At 67.8% G+C, this 16,264-nt stretch carries 14 protein-coding genes; 3 read left to right on the top strand and 11 right to left on the bottom strand.

Annotated features, from left to right (window positions below; genetic code table 11):
• Positions 1-2 precede the first annotated feature (2 nt).
• The 4 genes from ABZ195_RS16290 to ABZ195_RS16305 form a co-directional block, all read right to left on the bottom strand.
• Positions 3-878, bottom strand: a complete 876-nt coding sequence (locus tag ABZ195_RS16290; protein WP_355219453.1) for a DUF559 domain-containing protein — start codon at positions 876-878, stop codon at positions 3-5.
• A gap of 116 nt (positions 879-994) precedes the next feature.
• The gene (locus tag ABZ195_RS16295; protein ID WP_355219455.1) at positions 995-2,848 is read right to left on the bottom strand and encodes a CocE/NonD family hydrolase; all 1,854 of its coding nucleotides are present in this window, start codon (positions 2,846-2,848) and stop codon (positions 995-997) included.
• Positions 2,849-2,891: 43 nt separating this feature from the next.
• Complete coding sequence (locus ABZ195_RS16300; RefSeq protein WP_355219457.1) at positions 2,892-3,668, bottom strand: SDR family NAD(P)-dependent oxidoreductase; 777 nt, start codon at positions 3,666-3,668, stop codon at positions 2,892-2,894.
• 10 nt (positions 3,669-3,678) lie between these two features.
• Complete coding sequence (locus ABZ195_RS16305; protein WP_355219792.1) at positions 3,679-4,143, bottom strand: MarR family winged helix-turn-helix transcriptional regulator; 465 nt, start codon at positions 4,141-4,143, stop codon at positions 3,679-3,681.
• A gap of 69 nt (positions 4,144-4,212) precedes the next feature.
• On the opposite strand from ABZ195_RS16305, the gene ABZ195_RS16310 reads away from it, so the two are divergent.
• From ABZ195_RS16310 to ABZ195_RS16320, 3 genes are all read left to right on the top strand, one after another.
• Positions 4,213-4,974 (top strand): pirin family protein, encoded by a 762-nt coding sequence (locus ABZ195_RS16310; protein WP_355219459.1) that lies wholly within the window; start codon positions 4,213-4,215, stop codon positions 4,972-4,974.
• Positions 4,955-6,250, top strand: a complete 1,296-nt coding sequence (locus ABZ195_RS16315; protein ID WP_355219461.1) for a gluconolaconase — start codon at positions 4,955-4,957, stop codon at positions 6,248-6,250. Before ABZ195_RS16310 ends, ABZ195_RS16315 begins: the two co-directional genes overlap by 20 nt.
• 243 nt (positions 6,251-6,493) lie before the next feature.
• Positions 6,494-7,498, top strand: a complete 1,005-nt coding sequence (locus ABZ195_RS16320) for a phosphodiester glycosidase family protein (protein WP_355219794.1) — start codon at positions 6,494-6,496, stop codon at positions 7,496-7,498.
• A 2-nt stretch (positions 7,499-7,500) separates the two neighbouring features.
• Here ABZ195_RS16320 and ABZ195_RS16325 read toward each other — a convergent pair whose 3' ends face one another.
• The 7 genes from ABZ195_RS16325 to ABZ195_RS16355 form a co-directional block, all read right to left on the bottom strand.
• A complete protein-coding gene (locus tag ABZ195_RS16325; RefSeq protein ID WP_355219463.1) occupies positions 7,501-10,095 on the bottom strand; it encodes a hypothetical protein in 2,595 nt (864 codons plus the stop codon).
• 345 nt (positions 10,096-10,440) lie between these two features.
• On the bottom strand, positions 10,441-11,370 hold the full coding sequence (locus ABZ195_RS16330; RefSeq protein ID WP_355219465.1) for a mammalian cell entry protein: 930 nt from the start codon (positions 11,368-11,370) through the stop codon (positions 10,441-10,443).
• Positions 11,337-11,897, bottom strand: coding sequence for a mammalian cell entry protein (locus ABZ195_RS16335; protein ID WP_355219467.1), 561 nt, complete (start codon positions 11,895-11,897; stop codon positions 11,337-11,339). Before ABZ195_RS16335 ends, ABZ195_RS16330 begins: the two co-directional genes overlap by 34 nt.
• A complete protein-coding gene (locus ABZ195_RS16340; RefSeq protein WP_355219469.1) occupies positions 11,894-12,925 on the bottom strand; it encodes an RDD family protein in 1,032 nt (343 codons plus the stop codon). The genes ABZ195_RS16335 and ABZ195_RS16340 overlap by 4 nt, the downstream gene beginning before the upstream one ends.
• Positions 12,922-13,587, bottom strand: a complete 666-nt coding sequence (locus tag ABZ195_RS16345) for a hypothetical protein (RefSeq protein ID WP_355219471.1) — start codon at positions 13,585-13,587, stop codon at positions 12,922-12,924. Before ABZ195_RS16345 ends, ABZ195_RS16340 begins: the two co-directional genes overlap by 4 nt.
• Complete coding sequence (locus ABZ195_RS16350) at positions 13,557-15,107, bottom strand: MlaD family protein (protein WP_355219473.1); 1,551 nt, start codon at positions 15,105-15,107, stop codon at positions 13,557-13,559. The genes ABZ195_RS16345 and ABZ195_RS16350 overlap by 31 nt, the downstream gene beginning before the upstream one ends.
• Before the next feature lie 3 nt (positions 15,108-15,110).
• Positions 15,111-16,232: a virulence factor Mce family protein gene (locus tag ABZ195_RS16355; RefSeq protein ID WP_355219796.1), complete on the bottom strand. Its 1,122-nt coding sequence runs from the start codon at positions 16,230-16,232 to the stop codon at positions 15,111-15,113.
• Positions 16,233-16,264 lie beyond the last annotated feature (32 nt).

Raw genomic sequence — 16,264 nt, forward strand, 5'->3', positions numbered from 1 at the left:
AGTTAGGCCGCGTACCCGTCCGAAAACCTTGCGACAGATGGCCATTCGGCACCGGACTGACGCACGGCCTCGCACGTTCGCCGAATGATCACGGTACGGCCGTGGCGCAGCATGTCGGCGCTCACTCGCACGATCCGCCATCCTCTGGCCAGCAGTTCGGCGTGCCTGTCGATGTCGCGCTGATGCTGCCGCGAGTCGGTCCAGTGTTGGACGCCGTCGTACTCGACCCCGACCTTGAGGTCCTCCCAGCCCATGTCGATGCGCCACTCGTCCACCACGATCTGGGTTCGCGGCGGTGGCATTCCCGCGCCGACGAGTAGCAGGCGCGTTCTGGTCTCCTGCGGTGATTCCGCGCCGCCGTCCATCAGGCTCATGACCTTGCGCAGCTGACGCAGTCCCCGAACACCGGCATGCCGCGCGACCAGCGGCTCCAGCGTCCCCGGCTGCACACCCGTGGCGTTGGCCAACGCGTCCACCCGGACGACCGCGAGCGTCAGCCCCGGTCGTCGGCCCAGGTCGAAGGCCGTGCGAGCCGGGGTCGACACCACCAGCGCGCCCATCGACTGCACCTCGTCGTGGAGCATCTCGTCGCGGCGCACAAGGATGCCCGCGACGGGCTTGCCGTTGCGGCGGTTCACCTCCGCGGGCAGCGCCGGGTCGATCCACTTCGACCCGTGCATCGCCGACGCGGAGAGGCCGACGAGCACCGACTGTCTGCCCGACCACAACCACGCGGCGACGGCGCGGTCTGCGGCGGTCATGGTGGCGCCCTCGTGGACGTAGACGTTGCGGTAGACGCGATCGCAGCGGCTGCGGAGGGTTCGCCGACTCACCGTGCCCGCCGCCAGCGCCTCGGTACCGAGGAAGGGTTGTGCCACCCGTCCACGATGCACCACATCCGCCGTCGGCCGCTCGATTCATCCACAGGCCACGCGAGCGGCCAGTCATGGCACGCGATCACCCGAAAGTCGTGCGTCAACTGGCCATTCGGCGGTCAGCTCGCCGGGATCACCGGCAGCGTGATGCTCGACGGATGCGCGGCGTCGTGCAGGATCGTCTGCGTCGCCACGACTGTGTCAGCGTTCTGCCCGAACGGCGCACCGGTGTTGGGGTTGGGCGCGAACTGCGGGTAGTCGCTGCTCGAGATCTCCAGCCGGATGCGATCCCCGGCGCGGTATTGGTAACTGGTGGGCCAGATCTGGATCCGGTACTTCGTCGGCTGGTTGGCCGGCACCGGGGTCGGGTTGCTCAGCGAGTCCCGGAAGGCGGTTCGGATGATGCCGTCGTTGAGGTTGACGATCTCGCCGTCGGGCTTGACCACCGTCAGCTTGGCGGTGAAGTCGGTGTCGACGGCCGACGACTGCGCCCACAGGTCGACCGTCGCCGCGCCCGTGACCTCGGTGTCGCGGGCGAGCGGTTCGCTGCTGTAGACCAACACGTCGGACCGCTGCTCGACCGGAGTCTGGTCATACGGCCCCTGCGGACCTGACTGCGCGCCGCAGCAGGAATGCCCGCCCAGACTGGGCGCGGGGAAGCGTGGGTCGTAGGTGTAGACGTCGGGAGCGTCGACGGCGGGCGCCGCGTCCACCAGGCCGCCCTTGCGATCCTCGATCCCGCCGGCGCCGGACAGGTAGTAGGTCGTCGGCTTCGTCTGTGGCAGTGGCCAACCCGACGCCGTCTTCCACACGTTGGCGCCCATCAGGAAGTAGTCCACCCGTGGCGAGCCTGCGACGTCGTTGCTCTTGCCCTTGAGGAAGTGGTCGTACCACTGCAGCATCAGCTCGTTGACGGGACTGTTCGCCACGGCGCCGATCGACTTCAGCATCGGCGCGGGCTCCGAATCCGGCCTGCCCCAGTCGACGTGGTCCCAGGGCCCGATCACCAGCCGCTGATTGGCGCGGGCCTCGGCCGTGCCACCGTGGGCGACCATGCCCGCGAAGTTCTCCACCCCGCCGGCGAGGAACGCGTCGTACCAACCCTCGAAGTGCATCACCGGCACGGTCACCTTCGGGTAGCGGTCACGGATGCTGACGGCCTTCCAGAAATCGTCGCGGGTGGAGTGCCGGATCCAGTCGAAGTACCAGGGCGCCACCGCGGGGTTGGCCGGTTGCATCGGCGGCAGGTCCTTGAACGGCCGGAAGTCCAGCCATCGAGTGGGATCCCTTACTGCGGAGGCGAGTTCGTGAACGGTCGCCTGATCGTTGCGATTCTTCGCCGCCGTCGTGGCGATGGACTCCATCGCCCAGGGCAGCACGAAGGCCAGCCGGAACTCGCCGCCCTCGTAGGTCCAGCCGTCGTAGTAGTCCGAGGCGGTGTTCGACGGCACGATCGTGACGAGGTGCGGTGGGGCGGTGACGGCGGCCAGCCACTGCGTCGCGCCGACGTAGGACGAGCCGTACATGCCGACCTTGCCGTTCGAACCGGGCAGTGCCGCCGCCCATTCGACTGAGTCGTACCCGTCGTCCTGATCGTGGGTGAACTCGCTGAAGACCCCGCCTGAGGCACCCTGGCCGCGGATGTCCTGCACGACGACGAGATAGCAGTGCGAGGCGAACCAGTCCGGCGACTGATAGCGAGTCCCGGACTGCGCGCCGTCCTTGCCGTACTGGGTACGCATCAGGATCACCGGCACCGCGTCGGACGTCGTGGGCCGGTACACGTCGGCGCGCAACACGGTGCCGTCGCGCATGGTCGCGGGCACGTCGGCCTGCTTGGTCACCGCGCACGAACCGCGGCCCGGATCCGCCGGCCAGGGGCCAGCTTCCGAGCCGCGGTCGGCCGAACAGCCACCGAGGACCAGGGTCACCGCCGCGACGACGACCGCCAGCCGGACCGCTACCGAACGCACCCGTTCACGCTAGACCCGAATCCTGGGACCGCCCCGCGGTTGGCTACTTCGGAGGCATCCTGATGCCGCCGTCCACGCGGACCACCTCGGCGTTCATGTAGGAGTTGGTGATCAGCTCGACCACCATCGACGCCAGCTCGTCGGGCTTGCCCAGGCGGTGCGGGAACAGCACGGACTGGCCGAGCTTGGCCTTGAACGCCTCCGAGTCCGGCCCCTCGCCGTAGATCGGGGTGTCGATCAGGCCGGGGGCGACGGTGTTGACGCGGATACCGACGGCCGAGAGGTCGCGGGCCACGGGCAGGGTCAGGCCGACTACGCCGCCCTTGGACGACGAATAGGCGGCCTGGCCGATCTGACCGTCGAAGGCCGCGACGCTGGTCATGTTCACGATCGCGCCGCGCTCACCGGTCTCGGTGGCTTCGTTGCGGCTCATCGCCGTGGCGGCCAGCCGGATGCAGTCGAAGGTGCCGACCAGGTTGATCGCGAGCACCTTCTTGTACGCGTCGAGGTTGTGCGCCGAGGCGAATTCGCCGTCCTTGCCGATGGTGCGTTGGGCCCAGCCGATGCCGGCCGAGTTGACCAGGGCGCGTAGCGGGCCGAGGTCCGCGGCGGTGTTGACGGCGTCCTCGATCTGCGCGGTGTCGGTGACGTCGACGCTGACGAACACGCCGCCGATCTCGTGCGCGAGTTCCTGTCCGCGCTCGGCGTTCAGGTCGGCGACGACGACACGGGCGCCCTTGGCGGCCAGTTGGCGGGCCGAGGCCGCGCCGATACCCGACGCGCCACCGGTGACGATTGCACTAGCTCCATTGATGTCCACACCGGACACATTAAGCGGAGTGTCCGCCGCGGTCTCGCAACTTGGTCAGCACCGCCGACGTCCAGCGGTCCAGCGCGCGAAACTCCGTGGCGGTCATCCCGTCGAACACCACCTCGCGGACGAAGTCGACGTGACCCGGTGCGGCGGCCCGCAGCGCATCGTGGCCCGCATCGGTCAGCTCGACGGTGGCGCCCCGCCGGTCGTCGTCGGCACCGCGCCGGCTGACCAGCCCGCGAGCCCGCATCCGTCTGAGCTGATGGGACAGCCGGCTCTGCTCCCATCCCAGCCGCTGCCCCAGCTCGTTGACCCGGCACGCGTCGAGTTCGTCGACGGCGACCAGCACGTCGTAGTCGGCCAGCGACAGCCCTCGGTCGCGCTGCAGCTCGCGGTTCATCTCGACCTGGAGTTCGGCGCTCATCGACAGGTACCTGCGCCACACCCGCTGCTGCTCCTCGGAAAGCCACATGGAATATATGACACATCATCTAAGTTGTCGTGTCCAGTGCCGGCCACCTAGGCTGGCGACGACGCCCGAGGAGCACCCATGACCACGACCGACATCGTCGACGTCCGACGCGCCAAGGACCGGTCCACCACCAAGATCTCCTGGCTGGACTCCAAGCACTCCTTCTCGTTTGGGGGCAACTACGACCCCGCCAACACCCATCACGGCCTGCTGCTGGTCAACAATGACGACGTGGTGGGGCCCGGAGCGGGTTTCGAGACCCACCCGCACCGCGACATGGAGATCGTCACCTGGGTGCTGCGCGGATCGCTGGTGCACCAGGATTCGACGGGTCACTCCGGCGTCATCTATCCCGGCCTGGCACAACGGATGTCGGCTGGCCGCGGGATCCTGCATTCCGAGAAGAACGACTCGTGGACGCTGACCGGCGAGACCACCCATGCCGACCCGGTCCACTTCGTCCAGATGTGGGTCGTGCCCGACGAGGCCGGCATCACGCCCGGCTACCAACAACTCGAGATCGACGACGAGGCGCTGCGCGGCAAGCTGGTGACCATCGCCTCGGGCATGCCCGAGCACGCCGACGACGCCGCCATCACGATCAGCAACAAGTACGCCGCACTGCGGGGCGCCCGGCTGGAACCCGGTGACGTCGTCGAGTTGCCCCAGGCCCCGTTCCTGCACCTGTTCGTACCCCGCGGCGAGGTCGTGCTCGAGGGTGCGGGACCCCTCCACGAAGGCGACGCCGTGCGCTTCACGGCATCGGGCGGCCAGCGGATCACCGCAACCGAGCCGGCCGAGATCCTGGTCTGGGAGATGCATGCGAGTCTGGCCGCGTAGAGCCGTTGCCGTATTGGGCGCCCTGATGCTGGCGGGGTGCTCGTCGAGCACCCCGCCGGCGCCGGACGCGAGCAGCCAGAGCCGGGCACCCAGCGCGGTCGGCCTGGCCGAGGTGACGGTTCAGGTGCCCGGCGATCTCGCCGCCGCACCCTTCGACGAGCCGCGAAAGGCACTGGTGCCCAAGGGCTGGACGATGTCGGTCTGGGCCAGGGTGCCCAAGCCGCGGTTGGCGGTGTGGGCTCCCGACGGATCCCTGCTCGTCTCGCTTCCCAGTGCTGGACAGGTGATCCGGATCGAGCCATCCGGGTTGGGTCCGCAGATGCAGCTCCTGGTCAACGGCATGAATCAACCACACGGCCTGGCCTTCGCCGGCTCGACGCTCTTCGTCGCCGAGAGCGACCAGGTGGACGCCTTCACCTACGCCGACGGCAAGGCCACCCCGCAGCGCACCGTCGCCGCGAACCTCCCCGACGCACGCAGCCCCGACCTCGGCGGTGCCTACGCCCATGCGCTCAAGAGCGTTGCCGTGGGACCCGATGGGGCCGTGTACTTCTCGATCGGGTCGACTGGCAACGTCTCCGCCCAGGACCGCACCGCCACGCCTGCCCGCGCCACCGTCATGAGGGTCCCACCCGGCGGCGGACCCTACGCGCCCTTCGCGACCGGCGTGCGCAACGGCACGGGACTGGCCGTCGCACCAGACGGCACGGTGTGGACCGCAGTCAACAACCGCGACAACGTCGAGGTGCCCGACCAGGGGCCGTCCTACGGGCAGGTGGTTCCGGACTACGTCGACGAGAACCCCCCGGAGTCGGTCGCAAAGCTGACTCCCGGGCGCGAATTGGGTTGGCCCTACTGCAATCCCAACGGCGGGCCGGCCAATCTCCCGCTCATCCGCGACGTGCAGACCAACGCCGACGGCTCGAAGCTGGACTGCGCGGCACTGCCGCCCGTCGAGCAGAGCATGGGCGCACACTCCGCCCCACTCGGCATGGCCTTCGCCGACGGCGTGCTGCCCGCGCCGTATGAGAAGGGGGCGCTCGTCGGGGTGCACGGCTCGTGGAACCGGCAACCACCCCGCGCGCCGGAGGTGTCCTTCTTCCCCTGGCAGAACGGGACCCTCGGCGACCAGCAGACGATCGTCGGCGGATTCCAGGCCGCCGACGGGTCCCGGTGGGGCCGGCCCGTCGCCGCGGTCGTGGGTCCCGACGGCGCCGTCTACGTCACCGACGACGCAGCCGACGCCATCTACCGGGTGGCTCCACCGGGGCGCTGACCACTGGTTGCTCCCGGTGGCGCCCGCAAACCCCGTTGAGGGATGGTCGCGGGCGGTCGTGGCCCAATCGTGTCGGTGACGTGACCAAAGCCGACTGTGCGTCGGCTGTGATTGCAGTTACGTGCTCACGAGCAGTCCGTGGCAATCATCCGATGGGGGCCCTTCGTGCCTGGTACCACAGTGAACCTCCGGTCCTTGGCCGCCACGGCGACCACGCTGGCACTCGGTGCAGTCCTGGCGACCATGGCGGTGGCCCCGGCCGCACGTGCTGCCGACGGTCGCGACCTACTGGCCGCCGCCATCGCGAACACCCGCGGCTCCTACCTCGTCTACAACTTCGGTGGCAACAACCCCGCCCCGATGCTGGACGCCAACGGAACCCGTTACGAGATGGGCAACGGCGGGCACCTGATGATCATCAAGTCGGCGTCTCAGCGGCTGACGCCGCGGCTGCTGGTCGACTCCCATCGCGGTTATCAGGCGCGCTGTGAGTCCACCCCCGGCGCTCGCACCAGCGAGGGTCTGCTTCAAGCCTCGGAGACGTTCACCCCCATCCAGGCGTGGCAAGCGCTCGGCAAACCCACGATCGCGATCAACGCCAACTTCTTCGACGTGCGCGGCCAGCGGGGCGGTTCCTGGAAGACGACCGGATGCAGTTCGCCGCTCGGGGCGTACTTCGACAACACCCGCGGCGGCGGGCCGGCCAACGCCGCGGTCACCGGCACCCTCGCCTACGCAGGAAAGCAGGCACTCTCCGGCGGTGACGAGGTCTGGACGGCGCTGACGACGATGATCCTGCCCGTCGGTGGCGCGCCGTTCGTGGTGTCACCGCGCTCCCCCGACGACTACGACGCGGCCACGCCGGTGGTGAAGGGATTGGCGGACAAGGGCACTCGCTTCGTCGCGGTCAGTGGGCTGGGGTTGTTGGCACCCGGTGCGACGGGCCAGATGAACGACGGTGGGCCCAGCGCCGCGCGGACGGCCATCGCCTACGCCCGGGACCGTGACGAGATGTACGTCTTCCAGGGTGGCAGCTACACCCCCGATCAAATCCAAGACCTGTTCCGCGGGCTGGGCAGCGACACTGCCATCCTGCTCGACGGCGGCGGTTCGTCGGCGATCGTGCTCCGCCGCGACACCGGCGGCATGTGGGCGGGCGCAGGGGTGCCGAAGGGCTCCTGCGACACGATGCAGGTGCTGTGCGACTCCCGCGAGCGCGCCCTGCCCAGCTGGCTCGCCTTCAGCTGAGTTCAGGCCGCCGCGGCTCCGGCAGTCGCGTCGGCACCGGCCGGGGCGGGGTCGGCGGCCGCGGGGGTGTCCGCGGTCTTCTTGCCGTCGCCGGTCGTCGAACCGCCACCGCTGGTGGTCGTCGGAGAGAAGTTGGGCGATTCGCGGACGACGCCTTGCTCCGGCTTGGCGTGCTTGGGACCATTCGTCTTGCCGGTGACCGTGCCAGTCTGGGTGTCGGTCGTAGTACCGGACGCCGTACCGGACGACGATGTCGAATTGCCCTCGGGCTTGGCGCGCTTGGGGCCGGCGGCGGGTGCCGGATCCTCGTTTGCCGCCGCGCCCTTCTGGTCAGCGCCCTTCTGGTCCGCGTCCTTCTGGTCCGCCTCGGTCTTCTCACCCGCGTCGGTCTTCTCACCCGTCGCCGGGGTCTCGTCCGACTCCGGAGCTCGTCCATCGGACGTCGGTGGCATCCCATCCGCCGCGGGGGTCGCGTCGCCAGCGGCGCCGACGCCCTCGGCCTGAGTGCCGCCTGCCTTCGAATCAGACTGTGGGGCAATCTCCTTCGAGGTGTCATCCGTCGGTGCGATGCTGAGCAGCCGCGCCGATGCAGACGGGAGTTCGCCTGCCGCAGTCTTGGACAGGGCCGCCGTCGTCGTGGGCGCGGCCAACGGGTTGACGAGACCGCCGAGGTTGAGCCCGCCGAGCAGTCCGCCGAGGGCATTGTTCAGCAGACCGGCGATGGCGTCGAACGGATTGACCGCGCCCGTTCCGGAACCCGACTGGGTCCCCGTGGCGCCGCCCGGAAGGATGCCACCCAGACCGTCACCGAGGAGCGCGTCGAGCAGAGTCTTGAGCACGTTCGGCGTGCTCGGTGTCGGGTTCGGGCCGAGTTCCTTCTGAATTCCGCCCACCAGCGCGTTGAAGGTGTCGCTCAGCACCAGACCCGGATCGAGGTTCGGGAAGGACAGGAAGGGGGTTTCCTGGCTGGAGTTCGGGATCCGGGTGTAGGTGCCGTCGGCGTTGCGCACCACGTCCGCGTAGCCGACGTCGGTGAGGATGCGCAGGGCAGGCGCCAGCGCGTTGGCGATGCGCATGGGGATCTGCGCGAGCGGGCTCAGCCCGACGAGGTTCAAGAAGTCCGAGGCCAGGTACAGCGGTTCCAGCAGCGGCAACGTGGACGAGTGCAGCGTGAGATACAGGTTGAGCGCCAACGGGTTTCCGTCGGCCACGCTCTTGACGACGCCTGCGAGTTGTGGCGCCAGGTCCGTCTCGAGCCCGGTGAGGTCGAGCCCACGCAGCATGTAGGTGGGTGACAGTCCGGCGGCAAGGTTGTTGAACAACGAGAAGGCGTTCGGCCACGACGCGAGGTCCGAGAGCGGCTGGTACTCGTAGGTCGCGTCGACCAGTACCGGCAACACGTTGGCACCGCCGACGCGCAGGCCCAGGGGAAGAGTCGTGATGCCCCCCTGCCCGGTGAGCTGCGTGCGTGGATTGACCGTGTTGATACCGAACAGAGCGGCGAGCGCGCCGAATCGGGCCGCGGCTCCGCCGTCGGGGCGGGCCGGGTTGTTGATCAGCACCAGTGGCAGCAGCGTGAGGCTGCCGAGCAGCGGGTTGGGAGTGCCGGTAGCGGCGGGATAGTTGGTGCCGCCCGGCTGGTTGGGCAGATCGTTGATCACCTCCTGGTAGGCCATCGCCGCGGCGAAGGCACCCAGGCCGACACCCACCGTCGGGGTGATGCGGACGTGTATGAGATCCGGGACGATCGCGCCGACGGGGTTGGTGATCTGCCCGATGATGCCGGTTAGCTGGGTGAGGACGTCTCCGAGGCTGACGCCGAGGCTTGAGAGGATGCCACCCAGGATGGGCCCGCCGGCAGCCTGGTTGACCTTCGCAAGCACGAGGTCCAGCAGCCCCTTTGCGCCGACCTCGAGGTACTCGGAGCCGTTGATCTCGTTGGCGACGGAGTTCGGCAGCCCGGGCACCCACCCGAGGTCGAGGCCGAGAACCTTGAGCGTCGCGAAGGCGGGACCGGTGGTGATGACGTTGAGGCCGGGGACGGCCAGTCCACCCAGGTTGAGCGGATCCTGCAGGTTGTAGCCGATGAGGGCGAGCAGTCCCGTCAGCGTGGCATCGGTGACCTCGTCGATGCCCAGTCGGTCGAGGATGTCGGCGAGCACGTCGAGATTCAGGCCGTCGAGCGCCGGCCCCAGCACCGGGACGCTCTGGGCGAGCGTGGCCAAGATTCCGGGCAGGAGGTTCGCCGGGATGTCGGCAAGCAGTGTCGTGATCAGGCTCTGCGGGTCGACGCCGGCAGCTTGCGCCAGGGCCGCGAAGCTGATGCCGTTGACGACCGCCCTGCTGACCGAGTCGAAGAAGGCCTGGTTGAAGTCGTAGACGGCGGTGCCCAGACCGCCGGTGATGTCGGGCACCTTGTCATGGGTGGGCAGCAACGACGTCGAGGCGGTCAGGTCGACGTTCTCGGCGGCGAACCGCTTGACCGGCGCAGGCGGTGGTTCGACACCGACGGTGAGGGCCGTTGCGGTCGCGGTGGCGGCGCTGACCAACGCCACGCTGAACCGGCGCCGACTTCTGCTGCGGTGCAAACCTGCCATCCGACCTGTCCCCTTCGTGCCAAAAGTGTGCTGAGTCACAGCACGCTAGCACTTACGCAGGCGGCAACAGGCCATTTATCGATGGCACCGTCGATTAGCCACGGTCACACCCGAGGAGCGCTTTTTCGGGATCCAACAGCAACTTCGGGGATTGACGGGGCCGATGATTACTTGGCTAGCGGGCAACCGAGTTGGGCTAAGTACGCCAAGATCATCGCTGGCACGGGGTGCGAAATTTGCCGTCGCCGCGGGAACTTCACCGTCGACCTGCGAAATCCCGGACACCGGGGGCCAACTGTGAGTGCGCTGAAACGGTGCTGGGCGTAAAGATCGGCGTCGCCAGGCCTACAACCGTGGCGTCAGGTCCAGCTTCGTGACGGCGACCATCTGGGTGATCAACCACCGACCGCCCTGTGGCTTCATGACCAGCCGGTAGGACAGGTACCGCAACGACGGGATGCCCTTGGTGACCGGGCTCGTCGCCACCGAGTTGGTGTAGACGATGGCGGTGGCCTCCGTCGGCGTCAGCGACTCCACGGCCGCACCGAGGACCTGCGTGTTGTTGGTGACCTGTGCCTGCTTGTTGGGTGCGACGATCGCGTCGATGTAGCGCTTGTAGTCGGCGGCGAAGTCGCCACCGAGGTACTTCGCGGAACGCTCCGGAAGCTTGTCCATGTCGTCTGGGGTGTAGGTCCACAGCGTGGTGATCGCACTGGCCGCGGTCTCGGCGATGACGAACTTCGTGTGGACGGCTGCCCGGTCGGCCAGGTACGGCTGCACGGTGGCTCCCGCGAACGCACAGGCGGCAACGAACAGGACACCGGCGGCGACCGCGATCAGCTTGAGTGCCCGCCCTGCCGGGCGGTGTGGCACGAGCACGACGTCCTCGGGCTGCTCCTCGGGAACCGCCTCCGGCTCGGCGACGGCATCCGGAACGGGCTCGGGATCCACAGCCGACACCGGCTCGGCTACAGTCTCCGTCTCGATGGCGGGCTTGCCGCGCTTCCACAGCGGCCGACGGCGGCCCTTCGCCGGGGTCTGCGCCGGCTCCGTGGAGTCCGCGACCTCGACGTCGGGTTCGGGGACCGCGGTCTCCGAGGTAGCCTCTGGCTCCTCGACCACCTCGGCCGTCTCGGTGACCTCGTCTGCCGGTGCGGCCTGCTGCGCCTTCTGCCGCGGCAGCCGGTGGCGGTTCCGCGCCGCCTTCCCCTGCGGGACTGAGGCGGCGGCAGCGTCGGCGGTCAGATCACTTGAATCAGCTGACTGATCTTCCACTGCTGTCCCTCCTCGATGGTCGTCACGACCCAACGGGTTCCACTCTCGATCGGAGTCTTGCCGTCGGGTCCGGTGGACTTGACGTTGGTGGCCACCAGGATGTCCGCGCTGCCGTTGTCGTTCCAGCGCTGCACCCCGGCCTCCTGCACGACACCGGTGGTCGGTTCGGCCCGAGCGACCTGGACGACGATCTCGTTCAGCTTCTCCTTGAACGACTTCTCGAAGTCGCCGGTGCCCTGGGCCAGGATCCGATCGCCATAGTCGTTGGCGTGAAAGGGATCCAGCGAGGTGTACTCCGTCATGAACCCGCGCACGTAGAACAGCGCCGCGGCGTCCCGGTCCTCGGTGCGCTTCAGGCTCTCGTGGTCGACCACGATGAAGATGCTGCCTGCGATCGCCACCGCCGCGATGACGAACGCGAGGATCGCGGTCAGCGGCAGACCCCACCGGGGCGACGCCTTGGGCGTGGCCGCGCTCGCCGCGAAGAAGTCGCGCTCCGTCTCGTCGACCTTGCGCCGGGGGCTCATCGGCCCTGCCCCTTCGGTGGCGGTGGGGGCGGTGGCGGTGGCTGCGGCACCGGCGCTCCGTTCTGGCCCGTCAGCGGCTTCTTCAACACGGTCAGCACCGCGACCTGCCACCGCCCTCCGGACTTCTCGAAGTCCGCGCGCACCGTGGCGGTGATGAACTTCAGCTTGGCCGGGTCGGATCCGCGTTGACCCTGCAGCGCCAGCAGCATCGCCGCCCGCTCCGGGGCCACCGACAGCACCGCGCTGCTCACCGCCCAGTATTCGTTGTCGGTCACTCCGGCCTTCTGCACGGCCTGCTGCTGAGCGATCAGTTGAGGCCGGTACGCGTCGGTGGCCAGCGTCTGCGCCCTGGCGAAGTCGTCGACGACGCTTTGGCTGCCGTAGCTCAGCAACTGCTCGACGATCCGGGGCCCCTGCTCGGCGATCTCGCTCCGCGCCTGCTCGACGGCCTTGTCGTGCCGGTAGACCTGCAGGTAGCCAAGACCGCCACCCGCCGCACACACCACCGCCGCGACGAGTAGTGCGGCGCCCGCGATCCGGCGAACGTCGCGACCCGTCGACCCGGTGCCGTCGACGACGCGAACCTCGGTTCGCAGCAGCAGATCGGCGAACGTGCGATGCCGCTTGTCGCCCAGCGGCCAGAGCCACCCGACGAACAGGGCGGCCGTGTCGAGCAGATGGGCGACGTCGCGCCCGATGAGGCGGGCACTGCCGACCGGTGCTCCGTCGGACGTCGTGACGCGGATGCCCGCCACTGCCCGGCCCATCGTCGCGCCGACCACCGACGGCAGAAGCCATCGGTTGACCAGTGTGGCGAGGACGGCAACGGCCAGCACGCCCATGAACACCCACCACAGCCATCCGCCGACGGGGGTCGTGTACGCGAGTAGCGCCATCGTCGCGACCACGGCCACGCCAGGCAGCACGTCCAGCAGCAGGCCGGCCGCTCGCGCCGGCCACGATGCGTAGCGGACGGTGTCGTCCGGCGCGGTCGTCGTCTGGGTCGTCTCGTCGAGTACGGCCGTCACGAGGTGACCTGATCAAGGCGGTTGATCTTGTAGGTGCCGTCGGCGGGCGCCATGTTCACGCGCAGTCGGTAACCCTGCTCCTGGTCGGCGGCCTGGGAGTTGGTCACCTTCACCCGCACCGCCACCAACACGTCCACCGAACCGTCGTCGTTGTGCTTCTCCACGGCGCCGCGCATGTCCGACACCTTCACCGAGACGTTTGCCGCCTGATAAGCCTCGACCAACATGCTGGCGAACAGGTTGGCCTGCACGCCGAAGTCACCGGTGGCGCACTCGATTACCTTGGTCTGGCTGGCCGTCATGGCCGCCACGTCGGGCGCCTGGGTGGCCTCGACGCACTCCTTGGCTCGTTGCAGCGCGAAGGCGTCCTCACGGGCGATCGCCTCACTCTGGTCGTGCGACTTCAACGCCAGATAGCCGCCCACGCCCGCGCCCGCCGTCAGGACGAGCAGGGCCAGGCAGATGGCGACGAGCCAGCCGCGCCCGAACCGCTCGGGACGACGGACCATCTCGTTCGCGTCCTCCTCGGCCAGCGCCTCGGAGGGGTGATCCCGGGGAAGGTCGGACTGTGCATCTGATCGTGCGTCGGACTCCACCGACGCGTCGGATTCGCGAGGGATGTCTTCGGGGTTCAGCCGGCTGGCGCCAGCATCTCCTTCCATCCGTTTTCTCCTGGATCACTTGAGTTGGTGACGGAGTACGTGACTCCGTCGGGTCCGACGACCTGACCGTTGGACGGTGTGTAGACCGCCGTCGGTCCTGATGCCGGAGTGTAGACACACGGGTTGGGTTGCTGGCCACTGCAGGCGACGGTGCCCTGGCCAGGGGCCGTGAGCGGATCGCTGCTCGGCGCCGGCTTGGGGGGCAACTGGTCAGCGGGCAACGGGTTGAGCCCGTTGTTGATCGACGGTGCGGGGATGACGTAGCCGGGTTTGACCGGTTGGTCGCAGCGGGCGCCGGCCGCGGGGCAGGTAAGGATCTGGTCCGGATCGCCGTACCACGGGTTGGTTCCCAGCGGCTCGTACGGGGTGTTGCTGCGGCACTCCTCCGGGGTGGCTGCGCGCTTGCCAGGCACGTCAGCGCACGGGTAGTTGCGGGCACCACGGACGACATTGGACGGCGTGTCCTTCGGAATCTTGCAGTACAAGCCGTTGGTAAGCGGCGCCGTGGAGGTGTCGGCTGGTGAGCGCCATTCCGATGCCGGCAGGAAACCGGTCAGGCATGGGAGCGGTTGACCAACCGACAAGGCAAAGTTCAGCAAGCCTTCGCCGGGATTGATGGTCGCGGTCTCCGCAAGCGTCGCACCCTGAGGCAGGATCACCAACGTCTGCTCGAGGCCCTTGTGGTATCGCTTCAGCAGATCGCTGACGATCGCGAGGTTCGCCAACGTTTGCGGCAGCGCCTCGCGGACATCGCCGAACACCGAGTTGAGCTGATCGGCGGTCGGGGCGGCCTGCTGAAGCCCGGTCCGCAAGGCCTGGTCCTGCTCGGCAGTCTGCGAGGTGATGGTGTTCAGGTTTCGCGCCCACTGCGAGATGGCGTCGCCGGATTGAACCTGGCTCTCGAGTATCGGGTTCGCATTGTTGATGATGTCGTTGACCGGACCCAAATTGTCCTTCAGGTCGCTGGCGATCGACGTCGTCGAGTCGACGAGCCGCTGCAATGCCGGACCCAGGCCACCGACCGCACGAGAGGTCTCGGTCAGCAGCGAGTCGATCTTCTCCTTCGGCAGCGCAGCGAGGCCGTTGTTGGCGGCATCGAGTGCGGGGCCGATCTCGCTGGGAACCGTGCTCTTGGTGATCGTCGTGCCTGCGGCCAAGAACTTCCCCTGGTCGCTCGCGGTCGACACCAGATCAAGGTATTGCTCGCCGATCGCCGAGACCGAATGTACGTTCGCGACGGCATCAACCGGGATCTTGACGTCACTGTCGATGCTCATCGTCGCCTCGGCACCATGCTCGGTGGGGACCACCTCGGTGACCTTGCCGATCTGGGTGCCACGGTACGTAACGTTAGCCGTGGCGTAGAGACCACCCGACCGGGGTAGTTCAGCCTTCAACTCGTACTGCCCGACACCCGCGAGGCTCGGCAACCTGAGGTAGTAGATACCGAGGACCAGCAGTGCGATGACAGTCAGAATCGAAAAGATGATCAGCTGAACTTTGATGAGGCGAGTCAGCATTGCTCACTCACCTCTCTCGACCAGCGGACCGCCAGGTACGTCGTGCGCGTTCGGGGTGAAGCGCACGTCCGGGATCATCGTGGCCGGATCACGACCCCACGACTGCTCAAGCGCACGCAGCGCACCGGAAACCCTCGTGCCACTGAGAACCGCGTTGTCGATCGCCGACAGCGTCAAATCAATGTTGGCGGACACGTTGACGTAGTCACCGCGGATGGCCTTGCTTGCGTTCTCGATATCGAAGGGAGCCGTTCCGATCACCTTCAAGGCTCCGAGCAGATACGGCGAAGCCCTTCCCAACTGGACCAGTGGCCGCTGAAGGTTCTTCAGGTTGGCCGTGATGTCCGGATTCGCTTGCGACAGTGCGCCGTCGGTGGCCTTGCTGATACGCCCGATGGCGACCACTGCGTCGGCGAACAGATCTCGGGTGTCCGCGAAGTGCTTGATCAGCGGAGGAAACTCAGTGAGCACGCGGTCCAGGGTGTCGTTACGCGCCGCCACGATGGACAGCAATCGATCAGTCGAGTCGATCGCGCGGGTGATTTCCTGGCGCTGATTGTTCAGCTCGGCGGTGAAGGTGTCCAGCCTGCCCAGGAATTCGCGGATCTGGTCGCCGCGACCCGTCAGGATGTTGCTGACCTCGTTTTGTATGACCTCGAGGTTCGGAATGCCACCGCCGGTGAGGATGGTGCCGATGCTGGCAAGCGTCCGCTCAGTCGTCGGGAATGCCGACGAGTTCTGTAGTGGGATCACGTCGCCACTCTTGAGAAACTCTCCCGATGGCTTTGCTGGCGGATCAAGCTGAACGTGCTGGGAGCCCAAGAGGGTGGTCTGGCCGATGGCCGCCAGTGTATTCGTCGGCAGCTTCAATCCGGGCTCGACGTCGAGCGCCATCGTCGCTACCCAGTTCTTCAGCTCGATCGACTTCACGCTGCCGACGAAGACGTCGGCGACGCGGACACGGCTGTTCACATTGAGCGCCAACGTATCCGGCATCTGGACGTAGATCGTCATCTTGTCCGAACCGCTGCCCGGACCGCCTGGAAGCGGCACGTTGGCGATGCCCTGCCATCCGCACGACGAGAGCACCAGGGCTGCGGTGGCGAGAATGCCTCCGCGGCGCATCAGGCGCCCCCACTTGACGTTCTTCAATGACA

Origin of the sequence: Mycobacterium sp. NPDC006124 (assembly GCF_040614235.1) — a bacterium.
Classification (GTDB): Bacteria; Actinomycetota; Actinomycetes; order Mycobacteriales; family Mycobacteriaceae; genus Mycobacterium.

Bases quoted from the DNA above. Each gene is read 5' to 3' on its own strand.
- ABZ195_RS16310 (WP_355219459.1), top strand. From the start codon at position 4,213: ATGACCACGACCGACATCGTCGACGTCCGACGCGCCAAGGACCGGTCC.
- ABZ195_RS16355 (WP_355219796.1), bottom strand. From the start codon at position 16,232: ATGCGCCGCGGAGGCATTCTCGCCACCGCAGCCCTGGTGCTCTCGTCG.
- ABZ195_RS16335 (WP_355219467.1), bottom strand. From the start codon at position 11,897: ATGAGCCCCCGGCGCAAGGTCGACGAGACGGAGCGCGACTTCTTCGCG.
- ABZ195_RS16345 (WP_355219471.1), bottom strand. From the start codon at position 13,587: ATGGAAGGAGATGCTGGCGCCAGCCGGCTGAACCCCGAAGACATCCCT.
- ABZ195_RS16325 (WP_355219463.1), bottom strand. From the start codon at position 10,095: ATGGCAGGTTTGCACCGCAGCAGAAGTCGGCGCCGGTTCAGCGTGGCG.
- ABZ195_RS16350 (WP_355219473.1), bottom strand. From the start codon at position 15,107: ATGCTGACTCGCCTCATCAAAGTTCAGCTGATCATCTTTTCGATTCTG.
- ABZ195_RS16320 (WP_355219794.1), top strand. From the start codon at position 6,494: ATGGCGGTGGCCCCGGCCGCACGTGCTGCCGACGGTCGCGACCTACTG.
- ABZ195_RS16315 (WP_355219461.1), top strand. From the start codon at position 4,955: ATGCGAGTCTGGCCGCGTAGAGCCGTTGCCGTATTGGGCGCCCTGATG.